Genomic DNA, 14,737 nt, shown 5'->3' on the forward strand with positions numbered 1-14,737 from the left:
CGCAAGCACGGCAAGGGTGCTGGTCACGGCGGCGCAGCAACACAATTTCCGGGCGATAACACTGCGCCGCGCCGTCGTAGACAACGACCGTTGTCATCACTATCGTTGGCCTCAACTGTGATACACGTCATGACGAGTCAATGAGGACGCGATGACCACGAGAGCGACAACCGACGACAGCGACGAACCACTTGGACCGGATTCTCTGACCTGGAAGTATTTCGGCGATCTGCGCACCGGGATGCTCGGCGTGTGGATCGGCGCCATCCAGAACATGTATCCCGAACTGGGCGCCGGTGTCGAAGACCACTCGATTTTGCTGCGCGAACCACTGCAGCGCGTGGCCAGGTCGGTGTACCCGATCATGGGTGTGGTCTACGACGGCCAACGGGCGGCGCAGACCGGCGCGCAGATCAAGGGCTTTCACACCACGATCAAGGGCGTTGACGCCAAGGGTAGGCGATACCACGCCCTGAACCCAGACACGTTCTACTGGGCGCACGCCACGTTCTTCATGCTCATCATCAAGACCGCCGAATACTTCTGCGGAGGCCTCACGGAGGCCGAGAAACGCCAGCTGTTCGACGAACACGTGCAGTGGTACCGCATGTACGGCATGAGCATGCGTCCGGTGCCGGGCACCTGGGAGGAATTCCAGGAGTACTGGGACGCGAAGTGCCGCGACGAACTGGAGATCAACCGCGCCACGCTCGACATCTTCAGTATCCGCATCCCCAAGCCGTGGTTCGTGCTGATGCCGACGCCGGTCTGGGACCAGTTGTTCAAACCTCTGGTGGGAGCGCAACGCTGGATCGCCGCCGGACTCTTCGACCCCGCGGTACGCGAAAAGGCCGGCATGCGCTGGACCCCCGGGGACGAGGTGCTGCTGCGGATATTCGGCAAGATGGTCGAGCTCGCGTTCGTCGCGGTACCGGACGAGATCAGACTGCATCCGCGAGCGATCTCGGCTTACCGCAGGGCGGCCGGGCGGCTGCCGGCCGACGCCCCGCTGGTCGAGGCGCCTGGCTTCATGGCACCGCCGCGCGATCGGTGGGGGTTGCCCATGCACTATGTGCCGCAGCGCAAGACCCTGCTGGACCGGGCGGGATCGCTGGTGCACACGACGTTTTCGCTGCCCGCGCTGCGGCCCGCCCGACGGCCCGCACCACGCCGCAATTCCGCGGCATAAGGTAGCGGAATGCTTGATTGGTCAGACGTCGACATCGCCGTGCGCGACGCCGTACGCGAATTCGTGGACAAGGAAATCCGCCCGCACCTCGACGAGCTCGAGAGCGGCGAGATGGAGCCCTACCCCCTCGTCCGAAAGTTGTTCGCAGCCTTCGGAATCGACGCGATGGCCAAGGAGGCGCTCGACAAGCGGCTGGCCCGGCTGCGGGAGGGCGGCAAGCCGTCCTCGGGCGGCGGTGGGATGTTCGGCGGCGGCAGCGCATCGGCAGGCATGGGTTTCGTGTTGATCAGCGAATTGTGCCGGGTGTCGATGGGCCTGGTGACCGGCATGGGCGTGAGCCTGGGGCTGACGGTGCCGACCATTCAGAGCCGCGGAACGCTGGCACAGCAGGAACGGTGGCTGCCCGGCCTGGTGACCTACGAGAAGATCGGCGCATGGGCGATCACCGAGCCCGACTCCGGTTCGGACGCATTCGGCGGCATGAAGTCCTATGTGGTCCGCGACGGTGATGATTACATCCTCAACGGACAGAAGACGTTCATCACCAACGGCCCCGACGCCGACGTCGTGGTGGTCTACGCAAAGCTGGACGAGGGCGACGGCGCGGACAAGCGCGGCCGCAAGGTGCTCACGTTCGTCCTCGACAAGGGCATGGAGGGCTTCGTGCAGTCGAAGCCGTTCCGCAAGATGGGCATTCACAGCTCCCGCACCGGCGAGCTGTTCTTCAACAACGTCCGGCTGGGCCGCGACCGGCTGCTGGGCGAGACCGAGGACAACGAATCCGGCGACGGCCGGGAAAGCGCCAGGTCCAGCTTCTCCGCCGAACGCATCGGCGTGGCCGCCATGGCGCTCGGCGTCATCGAGGAGTGCCTGCGGTTGAGCGTGGACTACGCCAAGAGCCGCACGCTGTGGGGCCAGGAGATCGGCCAGTTCCAGCTGATCCAGCTCAAGCTGGCCAACATGGAAGTGGCCCGGATGAACGTGCGCAACATGCTGTTCCGCGTCATCGAGTCAGCGCAGAGCGGTCAGCAGATCTCGTTGGCCGAGGCGTCGGCGATCAAGTGGTACTGCTCGCAGGCGGCCACCGACGTGGCGATGGATGCGGTGCAGTTGTTCGGCGGCAACGGCTACATGACCGAGTACCGGGTCGAACAGCTTGCCCGCGACGCCAAATCGTTGATGATCTACGCCGGCAGCAACGAAGTTCAGATCACCCACGTCGCAAGGGGTCTGCTGAGCTAGATCATGCGCTGGCCGGGGTGCGCCTCGCGCCACCCGGCCATGGCCGCGTCCCAATCGGCACCGTCGAGCGCGGTGAGCGAGGCCGGGAAGAGTCCGTCCTCTTCCTTCGCGATGTGCTCGTACAGTTCCTCGACAGCCATGCGCACGCGGTCCTGATCGTCCGCATCGGACAGGTCCACGGTCTCCAGAAACGCAGCCAGTTCGCGGTGTTCGGCGACCAACGGGTCGATGTGCTGCGCGTAGAGCTCCTCGCGATGCATCACCGAGAACAAGCCGTTCTCCTCGCCCCGCCAATGGGAACGCAACTCGTCGAACATCGCGGTGAGGCGCTCGCGGGCCCGCCCGATCTCACCCCGGTCGAGTGCTCGTACCGCTTCGCGACCGTGATCGACCGCGCGCTCGTGCTCGGCGATGTAATCACGCAGCAGTGGCATGTCACGGCATCCGCAGTACTGGCACATGGCTCGTCCTTCGGCGATCTGGGCGTGTCCAACGACCTTAGACCGGCCGTCGGCCTCCACGCGGGAAGCGCTGTGGCGGAAAACCGGGGCGAAGATCGCCGCAGCGCTACATACGCGAAAGGAGCTAGTCGGCCCGAGAGGCGCGCGCGCTCTGATACAGGCAGATCGATGCCGCCGACGCGATGTTCAGACTTTCGGCATGGCCGGGCATCGGGATGTGCACGCGGTGGTCGGCCATCGCGGCGAGTTCGCTTGGCAGGCCGTGCGCTTCGGGCCCGAACAACCAAGCGGTCGGCGTGGCCAGATCCGCGTGGTCGAGATCGACCTCGCCGTCGACGGTGGTGGCGAGCACCTGCAATCCGGCGGCACGCAGCCGCTGCACCGCGCCTGCCTCATCGGATTCGCTGACCACCGGGATCGAGAAGATGCTGCCTGCCGAGGCGCGCAGGCACTTGCTGTTGTATGGGTCGACACTGTTGCCCGCCAACACGACCGCGGCGGCGCCCATCGCGTCCGCGACCCGGATCAGGGTGCCTGCGTTGCCCGGCTCGGAGATCTGTACGGGTACCGCGATCAACCGAGGCGCGCCGGCCAGCACGTCGTCGAGTGACACGTCGGGGAGGCGGCACACGGCAACAAGCCCCACCGGAGTCACGGTGTCCGACAAGGCTTTCGCCGCACGCTCCGTGACCAACTCCACCGTGGCACCGTCGAGCATCGCGCCGAACCGGTCCAGGGCCGATTCGGTGGCGAACACCTCGGAAACGAGTCCGCGCCGCAACGCTGCCTCGACGAGGTTGGGTCCCTCGGCAAGGAAACGTGCGGCGCGGCGGCGCCCGACGTGGCGATGCAGCTTGACCGCAGCCGCCACCCGGGCAGAACGCTCGGTGAGCGTCAGGCGGCTTCTCCCGAAGGCGCATTGACGTCCTCGGGCAGAGCGGCCTTGGCGGCCTCGACCAGCGCGGCGAACGCGGTCGGGTCGCTCACGGCGATCTCGGCGAGGTTCTTGCGGTCCACCTCGATACCAGCGGCCTTGAGGCCCTGGATCAGGCGGTTGTAGGTGATGTCGTTGGCGCGGGCGGCGGCGTTGATCCGCGAGATCCACAGCTTGCGGAACTCGCCCTTACGGGCCCGGCGGTCCCGGTAGGCGTAGGTCAGCGAATGCAGCTGCTGCTCTTTGGCTTTGCGGTACAGCCGGGACCGCTGGCCGCGGTAGCCCTTGGATGCCTTCAGTACTGTGCGCCGCTTCTTCTGGGCGTTGAGTGCGCGCTTCACGCGTGCCATGGAATGTTCCTATTCTCGTTCGTCGGATAGCGGGCGGTACTTAGCCGTTGAGCATCTTGTTGATGCGGCCGTTGTCGTTCGTCGCGACGACTGTGCGGCCGTCCAGACGGCGCGTGCGCTTGCTGGGCTTGTGCTCGAGCAGGTGGCGACGGTTGGCCTTCTGCCGCACGATCTTGCCGGTACCGGTGCGGCGGAACCGCTTGGAGGCACCGCTGTGGGTCTTTGCCTTGGGCATGAATCCTCAGTTCTCTTGTGAATCTAGTTCTGCGATACGTCTGGCTCTTCGGGGGTGGCCTGCTGCGCGACTGGGCGCTCGGCCTGCTCCGCCGCCTTGGCGCGAGTCTTCGCGCCGCGATGCGGGGCCAGCACCATCGTCATGTTGCGGCCGTCCTGCTTGGCGGACGTCTCGATGAAGCCGTAATCGGCGACGTCGGCGCCCAGGCGCTGCAGGAGCCGGAAACCCAGTTCGGGCCGCGACTGCTCACGTCCGCGGAACATGATCGTCACCTTGACCTTCGACCCCGCCTCCAGGAAGCGGATCACGTGACCCTTTTTGGTCTCGTAATCGTGCGGGTCGATCTTGGGACGCAGCTTCTGTTCCTTGACGACGGTCTGCTGCTGGTTCTTGCGAGACTCGCGTGCCTTCTGTGCCGTCTCGTACTTGAACTTGCCGTAATCCATGATCTTGCACACGGGCGGCTTGGCGTCCGGGGCAACTTCGACAAGGTCGAGATCGGCATCCGCGGCGACGCGGAGGGCGTCTTCGATGCGCACGATGCCTACCTGCTCACCGCCTGGTCCAATCAGGCGGACTTCGGGTACACGGATGCGCTCGTTGACGCGGGTCTCAGTGCTGATGGGGCCTCCTATGTTGGTCTGTCGAGGAGACCTACCCCATCCGCACCTTCTGCTCATAGAACAGAAAAGCCCTGCTCAAAGCAGGGCCCAATGCCGACCGATCACAGCTCGCGCCGCCTGCGCTGAAACGCAGAACCAGCATCGTGGATGCTGGTGACCGGACCGCTGAACCGGTGTGGTCAACGGTGGGAGTGGGACTCCACTTGCTGTCCCTGGCGTACGCCGGGACGGTCGCGCATGACAGTCTATCAGGCTTGACGTCCTCCCTCGGCCCACGCCGAGGGATTCCAACCACCAACCTCGCCCGCGGTCTATGCCGCAGGAGGGCAGAGTTGAGGTTCACGGTTCCCGGACCGGCTAACGCCGAGGTCTCCCCGTGCTGTCACCGCCCGCCCGGCGGCGATATTGCATGCAGCGTTCACGTCGGCGTCACGCGGCCCCGCATCGCAGGCTTCGCACTCGAACACCGCTTGACTCTTGCGGTTTTCAGGAGCGACGTGCCCACACTCAGAGCATCGCTGAGACGTGTAGGCAGCAGGTACCTGCTCTACCCGACCGGATGCCTTGTGCTGCAAACGCAAAGCCAACATCCCCCAGCCACTCCTGCGGATGGCCCGGTTGAGACCGCGCTTCTGAGCTCGCCAAACACCGGGGTGCTTGGAGGTTCCCCGTGTGCGACGGGTCATTGCCCGCACGTCAAGTGCCTCGATCCGTATTACATCGAAGCGCCGCGCAATATCCGTGGTGGTCTTTTCCACCCAGTCCTTCCGGCGGTCTTTCTCGCGCGCACTCAACTTGGCGATCGCTCGCTTGGTGCGGGCGCGCCGCTTTGAACCACGCTTGGCTCGGGCCAGTGGCTTCTGCAACACCCGTAACCGCCTGCGCTCACCAGGGCTCAAGTCTGGGGCGCACAGTAGCTCCCCGGTCGATAGGCCACCGACACTGCGATGCCGCGATCAATACCGACCACAGAGCCGTCATTCGGACCGGTAATCGGATCCGGGACGGCGGCGAATGCGATATGCCAGCGGCCAGCTCGATCACGTTTCACCCGATAAGATTTCATACCAACCGGGAACCGGGCGCGACAGACGAAACCGCACCCAGCCGATCTTCGGTATCCACACCTGCCCGAACCGGCCATTCACCCGCTCGACATGATGGGGCTTTACGCCGACCTGTCGAAACCCCTCATGCATCCCGGCTTTGCGCCAGGTCTGCCGGCGGTGGGTTCCACCGAAGAAGTTCCGCATGGCCTGAGCAAAGTCCCGAAGCGCCTGCTGTTGTACTGTCTGCGAACCAGCCGCCAACCAGTCGTACTCCGCACGGGCTGCGGTCAATTGTGCACACTGTTCGATGTAGCGAGGGGCGTGGCGTCCCGGCTGCCAATGAAGCTGCTGTTCAACAGCTAGATTCCACACATACCGGGCATGGCGACAATGCTCAACCAGCACCACAGCTTGCTCAGCCGTGGGAAGCAACCGGTATCGCGACATGGTGGCAACATATCGCCCACCACCGACACGCTTTTGAAAGGAGAGACGGTGTCCGGTTCCCGGCACTAGTCACGGGAAGCGCGCCGCAATCTTCGATGACCGATGCGAATAACGCAGACGATCTGGACGGCCCCGCCATTCGTGACCTGGCCGATGTTCCCGCCGTCGAGGTGATCACCCGGGCGGCGGTCATGTTGATGAGCGCAGCGGCCGAGAAGATCGGACTGTCCGCCGAGGATCCCGACGACAGCCCGCACCGCGATCTCGACGAAGCACGCCGGCTGATCACCGCGCTCGCAGGTCTGGTTACCGCATCGGCCGAGTATTTGGGGCCACACGCTGGGCCGGTGCGCGATGGCCTCAAGAGCCTGCAACTGGCGTTCCGCGAAGCCAGCGCCGCCCCGGACGAACCGGGGAAAGGCCCCGGCGAGAAGTACACCGGCCCGGTCTGGTAGCCGGTTGCCCGCCGGGGCCGCGTGAGCTCCACCATTTTCGCGGGTTGAGCGCCTATTCTCCCGGCGTATGACCGTTATCAGCCGCGCCACCACGCGGCCGACATCCAGGTTCTCCTGGGTTCCCGCGGCAGCGGGCTGGACCGTCGGCGTCATCGCGACCCTGTCCCTGATCGCCAGCGTCTCGCCGTTGGTGCGGTGGATCATCAGGGTGCCGCGGGAGTTCGTCAACGACTACATCTTCAACTTCCCCGACACGAGCTTCGCGTGGGCCTTCGTCCTGGCCCTGCTGGCCGCTGCGCTCGCGGCGCGCAAGCGCATCGCGTGGTGGATCCTGGTGCTCTACATGGTGGGCGCCGTCGGCTGGAATCTCGGCGACATCTGGGGCGGCGGCAACACAGCTGCCGAAGACTTGGGCGAATCGATCGGCCTGGTGTTCCACGTCGCGGCGATCGCGTTCCTGGTGCTGGCCCGCAACCAGTTCTGGGCGAAAGTGCGCCGCGGTGCGCTGTTCAAGTCGGCCGTGGTGCTCGTGGCCGGGATGGCGATCGGCATCCTGGCGGCGTGGGGCCTGCTTGAGCTGTTTCCCGGCACCCTGGCACCGGAATGGCGGCTGCCATACGCGATCAACCGCGTCAGCGGCTTCGCGACCGTACCCACCGAGGTGTTCGAGGGGTACTCGCACACGTTCCTCAACGACATCTTCGGCCTGTTCGGCGCACTCGCGTTGATCGCCGCGGCGATCGTGCTGTTCCAGTCCCAGCGGGCCACGAATGCGCTCACCGGCGAGGACGAATCGGCGATCCGCGGCCTGCTGACGCTGTACGGGAAGAACGATTCGCTCGGGTACTTCGCGACCCGCCGCGACAAGTCCGTGGTGTTCGCACCGAACGGCCGGGCCGCCATCACCTACCGCGTCGAGATCGGGGTCTGCCTTGCCAGTGGTGACCCTGTCGGCGATCCGAAGGCGTGGCCCCAGGCCATCGAAGCCTGGTTGCGGTTGTGCCAGACGTACGGTTGGGCACCCGGCGTGATGGGTGCGAGCTCGACCGCCGCCGAGGCGTTTCGCGGTGCCGGGCTCAACGCGTTGCAGCTCGGCGACGAGGCCATCCTGCACCCGGAGAACTTCCGGCTGTCGGGACCCGACATGCGCGCGGTGCGCCAAGCCGTGACCCGCGCCCGCCGGGCCGGCGCCGCGGTACGGATCCGGCGGCACCGCGAGCTGTCCGAGGCCGAGATGGCCGAGGTGATCAAACGCGCCGACGACTGGCGCGACACCGAGACCGAACGCGGCTTCTCGATGGCGCTGGGCCGGCTCGGCGATCCCGCCGACGGTGACTGCCTGCTGGTCGAGGCCGTCCAGAACGACGGGCACCAAGACGCGGTGGTCGCGATGCTGTCGTTGGTGCCGTGGGGCTCGAACGGTGTGTCGCTCGACGTCATGCGCCGCTCGCCGCAGTCCCCCAACGGCACGATCGAACTCATGGTCAGCGAGCTGTGCATGCAGTCCGAAGACATTGGGATCAGCCGCATTTCGCTCAACTTCGCGATGTTCCGGTCGGCCTTCGAGCAAGGTGCCCAGCTGGGCGCCGGGCCGGTGGCCCGGTTGTGGCGCGGGCTGCTGGTGTTCTTCTCGCGGTGGTGGCAGCTCGAGACGCTGTACCGCTCGAACATGAAGTACCAGCCGGAATGGGTGCCGCGCTACGCCTGCTACGAGGATGCCCGCCTCGTCCCCCGGGTCGGGGTGGCGTCGGTGATCGCCGAGGGCTTCCTGGTGCTGCCGTTCTCCCGGCGCAACAAGCAGCACACCGGCGACCACGTCGCCGCGCCCGCCGACCTGCTCCAGTCCGGACGGTTGCACCGCGACGGCAGCGCGCCCGACATGAACGGAATCGAAGGCGACGTCACCGAGGACACCGAGCCGCCGCGGCTGCCCGAACAGGTGCGGGTGCGTATGGCCAAGCTCAAGGCGTTGCAGGACAAGGGTGTCGACGCCTATCCGGTCGGCCAGGCTCCCAGCCACACCGTCAAGGCCGCGCTCGACACCGCCGACGGCGAGACCCTCACGGTGGCCGGTCGCGTGCTCCGGGTACGCGACTACGGTGGCGTCCTGTTCGCGCAGTTGCGCGACTGGTCCGGTGAAGTGCAACTCCTGCTTGACAATTCGCGGCTCACCGACGGAAACACCGCGGACTTCACCGCGACCATCGATCTGGGCGACCTCGTCGAGGTCACCGGATCGATGGGCATGAGCCGTAACGGCACCCGCTCGCTGATCGTGACGAGCTGGCGGTTGATCGGCAAATGCCTGCGGCCACTGCCGGACAAATGGAAGGGCCTGACCGACCAGGAGGCGCGGGTGCGCGCCCGTTACGTGGACCTGGCCGTCAACACCGAGGCCCGCGACCTGATCCGGGCGCGCAGCGGTGCGCTGCACGCGATCCGGGAAACGCTGTACGCCAAGGGCTTTCTCGAAGTGGAGACCCCGATCCTGCAGCAGATCCACGGCGGCGCCAACGCCAGGCCCTTCCTGACCCACATCAACGCCTACGACCTGGACCTGTATCTACGGATCGCGCCCGAGCTCTATCTCAAGCGGCTTTGTGTGGGCGGGGTCGAGCGGGTCTTCGAGTTGGGCCGGGCGTTCCGCAACGAGGGCGTGGACTTCAGCCACAACCCCGAGTTCACCCTGCTGGAGGCCTATCAGGCCCATGCCGACTACAACGTATGGATCGACGGCTGCCGCGAACTCATCCAGAACGCCGCGCAGGCCGCAAACGGGGCGCACGTCTTCATGCGGCCTCGGGAAGACGGCGTTCTCCAACCGGTCGACATCTCCGGCGAGTGGGCCGTCAAGACCGTGCACGATGCCGTATCGGAGGCGCTCGGCGAACACGTCACCGCAGAAACCGACCTCGCAACCCTGCGCCGGCTGTGTGATTCGGCGGGCATTCCGTATCTGACGCACTGGGACGCCGGTGCCGTGGTACTGGAGATGTACGAGCACCTCGTCGAGGACCAAACCACCGAGCCCACGTTCTACAAGGACTTCCCCACCTCGGTGTCGCCGCTGACCCGGCCGCACCGCAGCATCCCCGGCGTTGCCGAACGGTGGGACCTGGTGGCCTGGGGTGTCGAGTTGGGCACCGCCTACAGCGAACTCACCGACCCGGTCGAACAACGCCGCCGGCTGCAGGAGCAATCGCTGCTTGCCGCGGGCGGCGATCCGGAAGCCATGGAACTCGACGAGGACTTCCTGCAGGCCATGGAGTACGCGATGCCACCGACCGGCGGGCTCGGCATGGGCGTGGACCGCGTGGTCATGCTGATCACCGGGCGCAGCATCCGCGAAACCTTGCCGTTCCCGTTGGCCAAACCGCGGTGACAGCAACCTCACAGCCGACCACAAGGATCGGCAGCCACGATTAGCCGGTGACCTTCAACCACCATCTGTCGCTGATGCACGGCTGGGTCCCGACGACAGTGCAGGCCGTCACCGTCGCGGTCCTGATCGCCGCGATCGGCTGGCGCGCCTGGCGCTGGCAGCTCGTCTGGCTCCCGGCGGCCGCACTCGTCGGCGGTGTCCTCGCGGCAGGCACCTACTGGTACATCCAGAGTGAAGGGCTGGCGGGAAACCCTGCGCCGCGGTCGCTTTGGGTATGGGTCGCGGTGAGCGGGGCGGCCGTTGTGGTTCTGGCCGCGGGATGGCGCGGCAGCCGGTGGTGGCGGCGCGGCGCCTCGGCCTTGGCGATACCGCTCAGCGTGTTGTGCGCGGCGCTGGCGCTGAACCTGTGGGTCGGGTATTTCCCGTGGGTGCAGACCGCCTGGAACCAGTTGACGGCGGGACCGCTGCCCGACCAGACCGATCAGGTCACCGTCGCGGCCATGCAGAGGGAAGGCTCCATCCCGGCCAAGGGAACGGTGGTGCCGGTCGAGATCGCCAACACCGCATCGGGATTCCGGCACCGAGGCGAGTACGTCTATCTGCCGCCTGCGTGGTTCGGGACCAATCCCCCACCGAAACTCCCGACGGTCATGATGATCGGCGGCGAGTTCAACACCCCGGCCGACTGGATGCGGGCGGGCAACGTCGTCAAGACCATGGACGAATTCGCCGCCGCCCACCACGGATACGCACCGGTGCTCGTCTTCGTCGATCCGGGCGGCACATTCAACAATGACACCGAATGCGTGAACGGCACACGCGGCAATGCCGCCGATCACCTCACCAAAGACGTCGTGCCGTATATGAATGCCCACTACGGGGTGAGCCCGGCCGCGGCCAACTGGGGCATCGTCGGCTGGTCGATGGGCGGCACATGCGCGGTCGATCTGGCGGTCATGCATCCCGACCTCTTCAGCGCGTTCGTCGACATCGCCGGAGACCTCGGACCGAATTCAGGTACCAAGGCACAGACGATCGAGCGGCTCTTCGGTGGCAACGCCGCCGCGTGGGACGCGTTCGATCCGACGACGGTCATCAACCGGCATGGCCAATATCAAGGCGTGGCGGGGTGGTTCGACGTCAACGACTCGCAGGCGACCATCAAACCCGCGGGCCGGTCCAACGACCAGGCCAAGGCCGCAGACTCGTTGTGCGCACTGGGCTCGGCACACGGCATCGCATGTGCGGTGGTGACCCAACCCGGCACTCACGACTGGCCGTTCGCCACCCGCGCGTTCTCGGCCGCCCTGCCCTGGCTTGCCGGCGCCATCGGCACCCCGCAGGTGCCCGCGGTCGGACTACCGGCCCAGCCGGCCTCGCCCGCGTACGTGCAGACCGCGGCGAAGTAGCCGCAGCCAGGCTCAGTAATCGGATTCGGCGGCCAGGATCTCGGCGAGGTAGGCATCGTCACGCGGAGTGGCGAGGCGGGCCATGGCGAGCGCTCGGACCCGGTCCCGGGTCGAGGCGGATTCCGCGGCGCCGGCGCCGATCCGGACATCGGCTGACAACCAGTCGACGTTCCAGGCCTGGGTTTCGGTCAATGGTTGCCCGTCGGAGCCGAGCACCGGCAGGATCGCGCGTCCGGCGTCGTCGAGCACCCCGGTGCCGCGGTAGTCGCCGCAGCGGACCCGTATCTCGATTCCAGCCGCGTGGCCCGGACCCGACAAAGCAACGTGGACAACGATGTTCACGGTGCCGAGCGTGGCGACGACAGACCAGTCGACCGTGTCGTCGGCTGCGTCGAAGATGGCCGGCGGCACCGCCGACCAGTTGACGGTCGCGACTCCGCCGGCAATGGCAGCCCGCCCAGCTGATCCGCCGGCCGAGCCCGCCGCAAGAGCATAGTCGTCACGGCGCCGCACCGGGGCCGTGTCCGTGTCCCAGGTCAGACCGATTTCGGCAGCTAGGTCGCGGCACTCCTCCACGATCGCGGAGATCCGCGGATCTACTTGAGCCGCAATGGAATTCAGAACGGTCATGTGAGGCCGCAGCAGGCCGGTCACCTCGGCGTCGATGGTGTCGTCGGTGAAGTAGTCCTCGGCGGCCGCGGTCAGCAGCGCGATCTCTGCGTCCAGCACGGCCCGGTCGAGGGCCGCGATGCCGTCGCGATCACTGGCCGGCCACCAACGCCGCATCCAGTGACCGAGGGCCAGTCGCCGTGCCCCGTCCGCCGAACCCGGCCGCACCGCGACACCGTTCAGCTCGAGTGGCTGCTCGGAATCGCGATACTGCAGCGCCTCGACGACGGCGACATGGCCGGCTTCCCCGATCACCCGCCAAAGCCAGTCGGCCCGAAGCGGATCGGTGAAGGCGATCACCGGCGGTTCGGCCGGATCGGCATCCACCGTCCAGGACAACACGGCCCCGCTGACTTCGAGGACCGCGACAAGGGGTGGCTGGACCGACAGCGACCCCGTGCACCACAGACCGGAGTCGACGCGAAGTGTCATCGAAGTCATCCGGCCACCTGCATTTCCAGCATCGACTTGATGCGCTGCCGGTGGTCGAGGCTCACCGATCTCGCCACCCCTTCCAGCAGGGATCGCATGTCGTCGACGTCCTCGCAGGATTCCTGCCAGACGTCGCGGCCGTGCAACCTGGCCCACAACCGGCCAAGATAGGGCCGCGCGAACGCGGCGAGGTCGTCGACCACCTGCCGCTGGCGCGGGTGGATCGGACCGCCGTCGGCGAGATAGCGACGCGCGTGAAGGACGTAGGCCTCCTTGGCCAGTCGCGCCTGGATACGCGCGGACAGCTCGTATCGGGCGGCAACGTTCGTCGCCAACGGCTGCAGGTCGGCCGCGACCTCGATGCCGGTGAGCAGCCCCGCCTGCTTGTCCTCGGCCAGCAGGCCCCACGGGGCGCAGGCCCGGTCTACCTCCTCGGCGCACAGCAGCGGAACGTCGGGCAACTCGTCGCGGTCGAGCGCCCGCCGCAGGGTCGCACGCACCCGATCGACCACGCTGCGGTCCAGCGGCCGGTCGCCATCCGTCGCCCCGTCGATGACCGGGGGCTGTTGCGGCGCAATCGAACACAACCCGACGTCGACGATCGACCACGGCAGTCCGGTGACCGAATCGCGTGCCGTCGCACCGAGGTTGTACGGGGTGGCGTCGGCGACCAGGGCCGACCACACCCGCTGGCGCGCCATCGCGGCGCGGTGGCTGTCGGCCGGGCCGAGCACCGTTGCGAGTCCGGCGAAGAACGGGCTGGTGATGGCGGGCGTCGGCTGCACATCGATCCAGCTGCGCTCGAGTTGGCGCCGCAGCTTCGCGACGACGTGCGGATCGCTAACGTATCGGTTCAGCACCTCGATCGCGGTTCGGTCGCGGCCGCCGTGGATGTCGGCGAGCACGGCAGCCGCGGTTTGCGATGCGTCAGCGGCCGGGGTGCCGTCGGTGACCGCAAGCTCGAAACACACCGGAAAATAGAGTTCCTGGGCGTTGCCGGTGGTGATGCGCTGACGCCGTCGCTCCTGCTTGAGGAGAACGAACCACGCGGCCGCGGCACGCAATTGGGCCGCGTGTCCCACGATGGTCGCGTGCATCGCGTCGGCCACTTCGGGGCCGAGCACCGCCGCCGAGTACTGGGTGTTGCTGCGCAGCCGCAGCACCAGCGGGTCGATGATCCGCTTGACGGTCCGGCGTAACGGGCCGCCGTCGTCGCCGCTGAGCACCTCGACGCCGGCGCCGATCGCGCGCCAAGCCCGGTCGATCACCGCACGACGCGGCCGGGCGGAGTTCACCCGATCCGTCGCGCCGGCGGACGCTGTATCGGAACCGGTGCTCACCGGCACCAGGATAGAGCGGCCCAACTTGGGTTCGGTAGCTCGCACCCGGCCCGATGCTCGTCGCATGACCGACGCCATGATGATCGCCGTCCTGTGCTTGCTGTGCGGCGGAGCCGCCAGTGCCATGCTCGCCGCCGCGCGCCGCGCCCGTTGCGCGCGCCCCGACGACGAGGCCACCGAGCGCCTGGCCACGATCGAGGAGCTCGTGGCCGAGTTCGACCACATGCTGATCCGCAAGGGTTTACTGACGAGCACGCAGCTCGCGTTGATACGTAACGGAATCCGATCCCGCGGCGTCGTCACCGGTATGCGTCCCACCGGCGCGACCCTGGAGGATTTCCGCGAGGTCGAGCTGGACCTCATGGTGAGCCGACCCGGCGGCGGACAGTTTCCCGCCCACCAGACCGCGTTGATACCGGCATCGTCATTGCGGAAGCTGACGCCGGGCAGCGTGATCGACGCGTATTTCCGGCCCGGCGACGAGAGCTCCATCGCGGTGTGCGTGTCGCCGGGCTGACTG

15 protein-coding genes are annotated in these 14,737 nt (G+C 66.9%); 6 read left to right on the top strand and 9 right to left on the bottom strand.

What is annotated here, in order from left to right:
- Positions 1–151 precede the first annotated feature (151 nt).
- Together ACRCUN_RS19950 and ACRCUN_RS19955 are read left to right on the top strand one after the other, a co-directional pair.
- A complete protein-coding gene (locus tag ACRCUN_RS19950) occupies positions 152–1,189 on the top strand; it encodes an oxygenase MpaB family protein (protein ID WP_462143366.1) in 1,038 nt (345 codons plus the stop codon).
- Between the two features lie 9 nt (positions 1,190–1,198).
- A complete protein-coding gene (locus tag ACRCUN_RS19955; RefSeq protein WP_462143367.1) occupies positions 1,199–2,431 on the top strand; it encodes an acyl-CoA dehydrogenase family protein in 1,233 nt (410 codons plus the stop codon).
- Here the strand turns inward: ACRCUN_RS19955 and ACRCUN_RS19960 are convergent.
- From ACRCUN_RS19960 to ACRCUN_RS19990, 7 genes are all read right to left on the bottom strand, one after another.
- Positions 2,428–2,865 carry a hemerythrin domain-containing protein gene (locus tag ACRCUN_RS19960; protein WP_462143368.1) on the bottom strand — a complete coding sequence of 146 codons (438 nt, stop codon included), beginning with the start codon at positions 2,863–2,865 and terminating at the stop codon, positions 2,428–2,430. The genes ACRCUN_RS19955 and ACRCUN_RS19960 overlap by 4 nt on opposite strands.
- A 151-nt stretch (positions 2,866–3,016) precedes the next feature.
- Positions 3,017–3,790 carry a TrmH family RNA methyltransferase gene (locus ACRCUN_RS19965; protein ID WP_462143499.1) on the bottom strand — a complete coding sequence of 258 codons (774 nt, stop codon included), beginning with the start codon at positions 3,788–3,790 and terminating at the stop codon, positions 3,017–3,019.
- Positions 3,787–4,176 (bottom strand): 50S ribosomal protein L20, encoded by a 390-nt coding sequence (gene rplT, locus ACRCUN_RS19970; protein ID WP_067852728.1) that lies wholly within the window; start codon positions 4,174–4,176, stop codon positions 3,787–3,789. The genes ACRCUN_RS19965 and rplT overlap by 4 nt, the downstream gene beginning before the upstream one ends.
- A gap of 40 nt (positions 4,177–4,216) precedes the next feature.
- Positions 4,217–4,411 carry a 50S ribosomal protein L35 gene (gene rpmI / locus ACRCUN_RS19975; RefSeq protein ID WP_067852730.1) on the bottom strand — a complete coding sequence of 65 codons (195 nt, stop codon included), beginning with the start codon at positions 4,409–4,411 and terminating at the stop codon, positions 4,217–4,219.
- Positions 4,412–4,434: 23 nt separating this feature from the next.
- Positions 4,435–5,034 carry a translation initiation factor IF-3 gene (gene infC / locus ACRCUN_RS19980; protein ID WP_462143500.1) on the bottom strand — a complete coding sequence of 200 codons (600 nt, stop codon included), beginning with the start codon at positions 5,032–5,034 and terminating at the stop codon, positions 4,435–4,437.
- 311 nt (positions 5,035–5,345) lie between these two features.
- Positions 5,346–5,933: an RNA-guided endonuclease InsQ/TnpB family protein gene (locus ACRCUN_RS19985; RefSeq protein ID WP_462143369.1), complete on the bottom strand. Its 588-nt coding sequence runs from the start codon at positions 5,931–5,933 to the stop codon at positions 5,346–5,348.
- A 141-nt stretch (positions 5,934–6,074) separates the two neighbouring features.
- On the bottom strand, positions 6,075–6,530 hold the full coding sequence (locus ACRCUN_RS19990; protein ID WP_462143370.1) for a helix-turn-helix domain-containing protein: 456 nt from the start codon (positions 6,528–6,530) through the stop codon (positions 6,075–6,077).
- Between the two features lie 95 nt (positions 6,531–6,625).
- Between ACRCUN_RS19990 and ACRCUN_RS19995 the strand changes: the two genes are divergently transcribed.
- The 3 genes from ACRCUN_RS19995 (at position 6,626) to ACRCUN_RS20005 (ending at position 11,776) form a co-directional block, all read left to right on the top strand.
- Positions 6,626–6,985: a DUF1844 domain-containing protein gene (locus tag ACRCUN_RS19995; protein WP_462143371.1), complete on the top strand. Its 360-nt coding sequence runs from the start codon at positions 6,626–6,628 to the stop codon at positions 6,983–6,985.
- A gap of 67 nt (positions 6,986–7,052) precedes the next feature.
- Positions 7,053–10,367: a bifunctional lysylphosphatidylglycerol synthetase/lysine--tRNA ligase LysX gene (gene lysX, locus ACRCUN_RS20000; protein WP_462143372.1), complete on the top strand. Its 3,315-nt coding sequence runs from the start codon at positions 7,053–7,055 to the stop codon at positions 10,365–10,367.
- A gap of 47 nt (positions 10,368–10,414) precedes the next feature.
- Complete coding sequence (locus ACRCUN_RS20005) at positions 10,415–11,776, top strand: alpha/beta hydrolase (protein ID WP_462143373.1); 1,362 nt, start codon at positions 10,415–10,417, stop codon at positions 11,774–11,776.
- Positions 11,777–11,788: 12 nt separating this feature from the next.
- On the opposite strand, the gene ACRCUN_RS20010 is transcribed toward ACRCUN_RS20005, so the two are convergent.
- Together ACRCUN_RS20010 and ACRCUN_RS20015 are read right to left on the bottom strand one after the other, a co-directional pair.
- The gene (locus tag ACRCUN_RS20010) at positions 11,789–12,877 is read right to left on the bottom strand and encodes a hypothetical protein (RefSeq protein WP_462143501.1); all 1,089 of its coding nucleotides are present in this window, start codon (positions 12,875–12,877) and stop codon (positions 11,789–11,791) included.
- 5 nt (positions 12,878–12,882) lie between these two features.
- The gene (locus ACRCUN_RS20015; protein WP_462143374.1) at positions 12,883–14,217 is read right to left on the bottom strand and encodes a hypothetical protein; all 1,335 of its coding nucleotides are present in this window, start codon (positions 14,215–14,217) and stop codon (positions 12,883–12,885) included.
- A 76-nt stretch (positions 14,218–14,293) separates the two neighbouring features.
- Here ACRCUN_RS20015 and ACRCUN_RS20020 point away from each other — a divergent pair, with 76 nt between their 5' ends.
- The gene (locus ACRCUN_RS20020) at positions 14,294–14,734 is read left to right on the top strand and encodes a hypothetical protein (protein ID WP_462143502.1); all 441 of its coding nucleotides are present in this window, start codon (positions 14,294–14,296) and stop codon (positions 14,732–14,734) included.
- Positions 14,735–14,737: the final 3 nt, after the last annotated feature.

The organism is Mycobacterium venezuelense, from assembly GCF_054919535.1.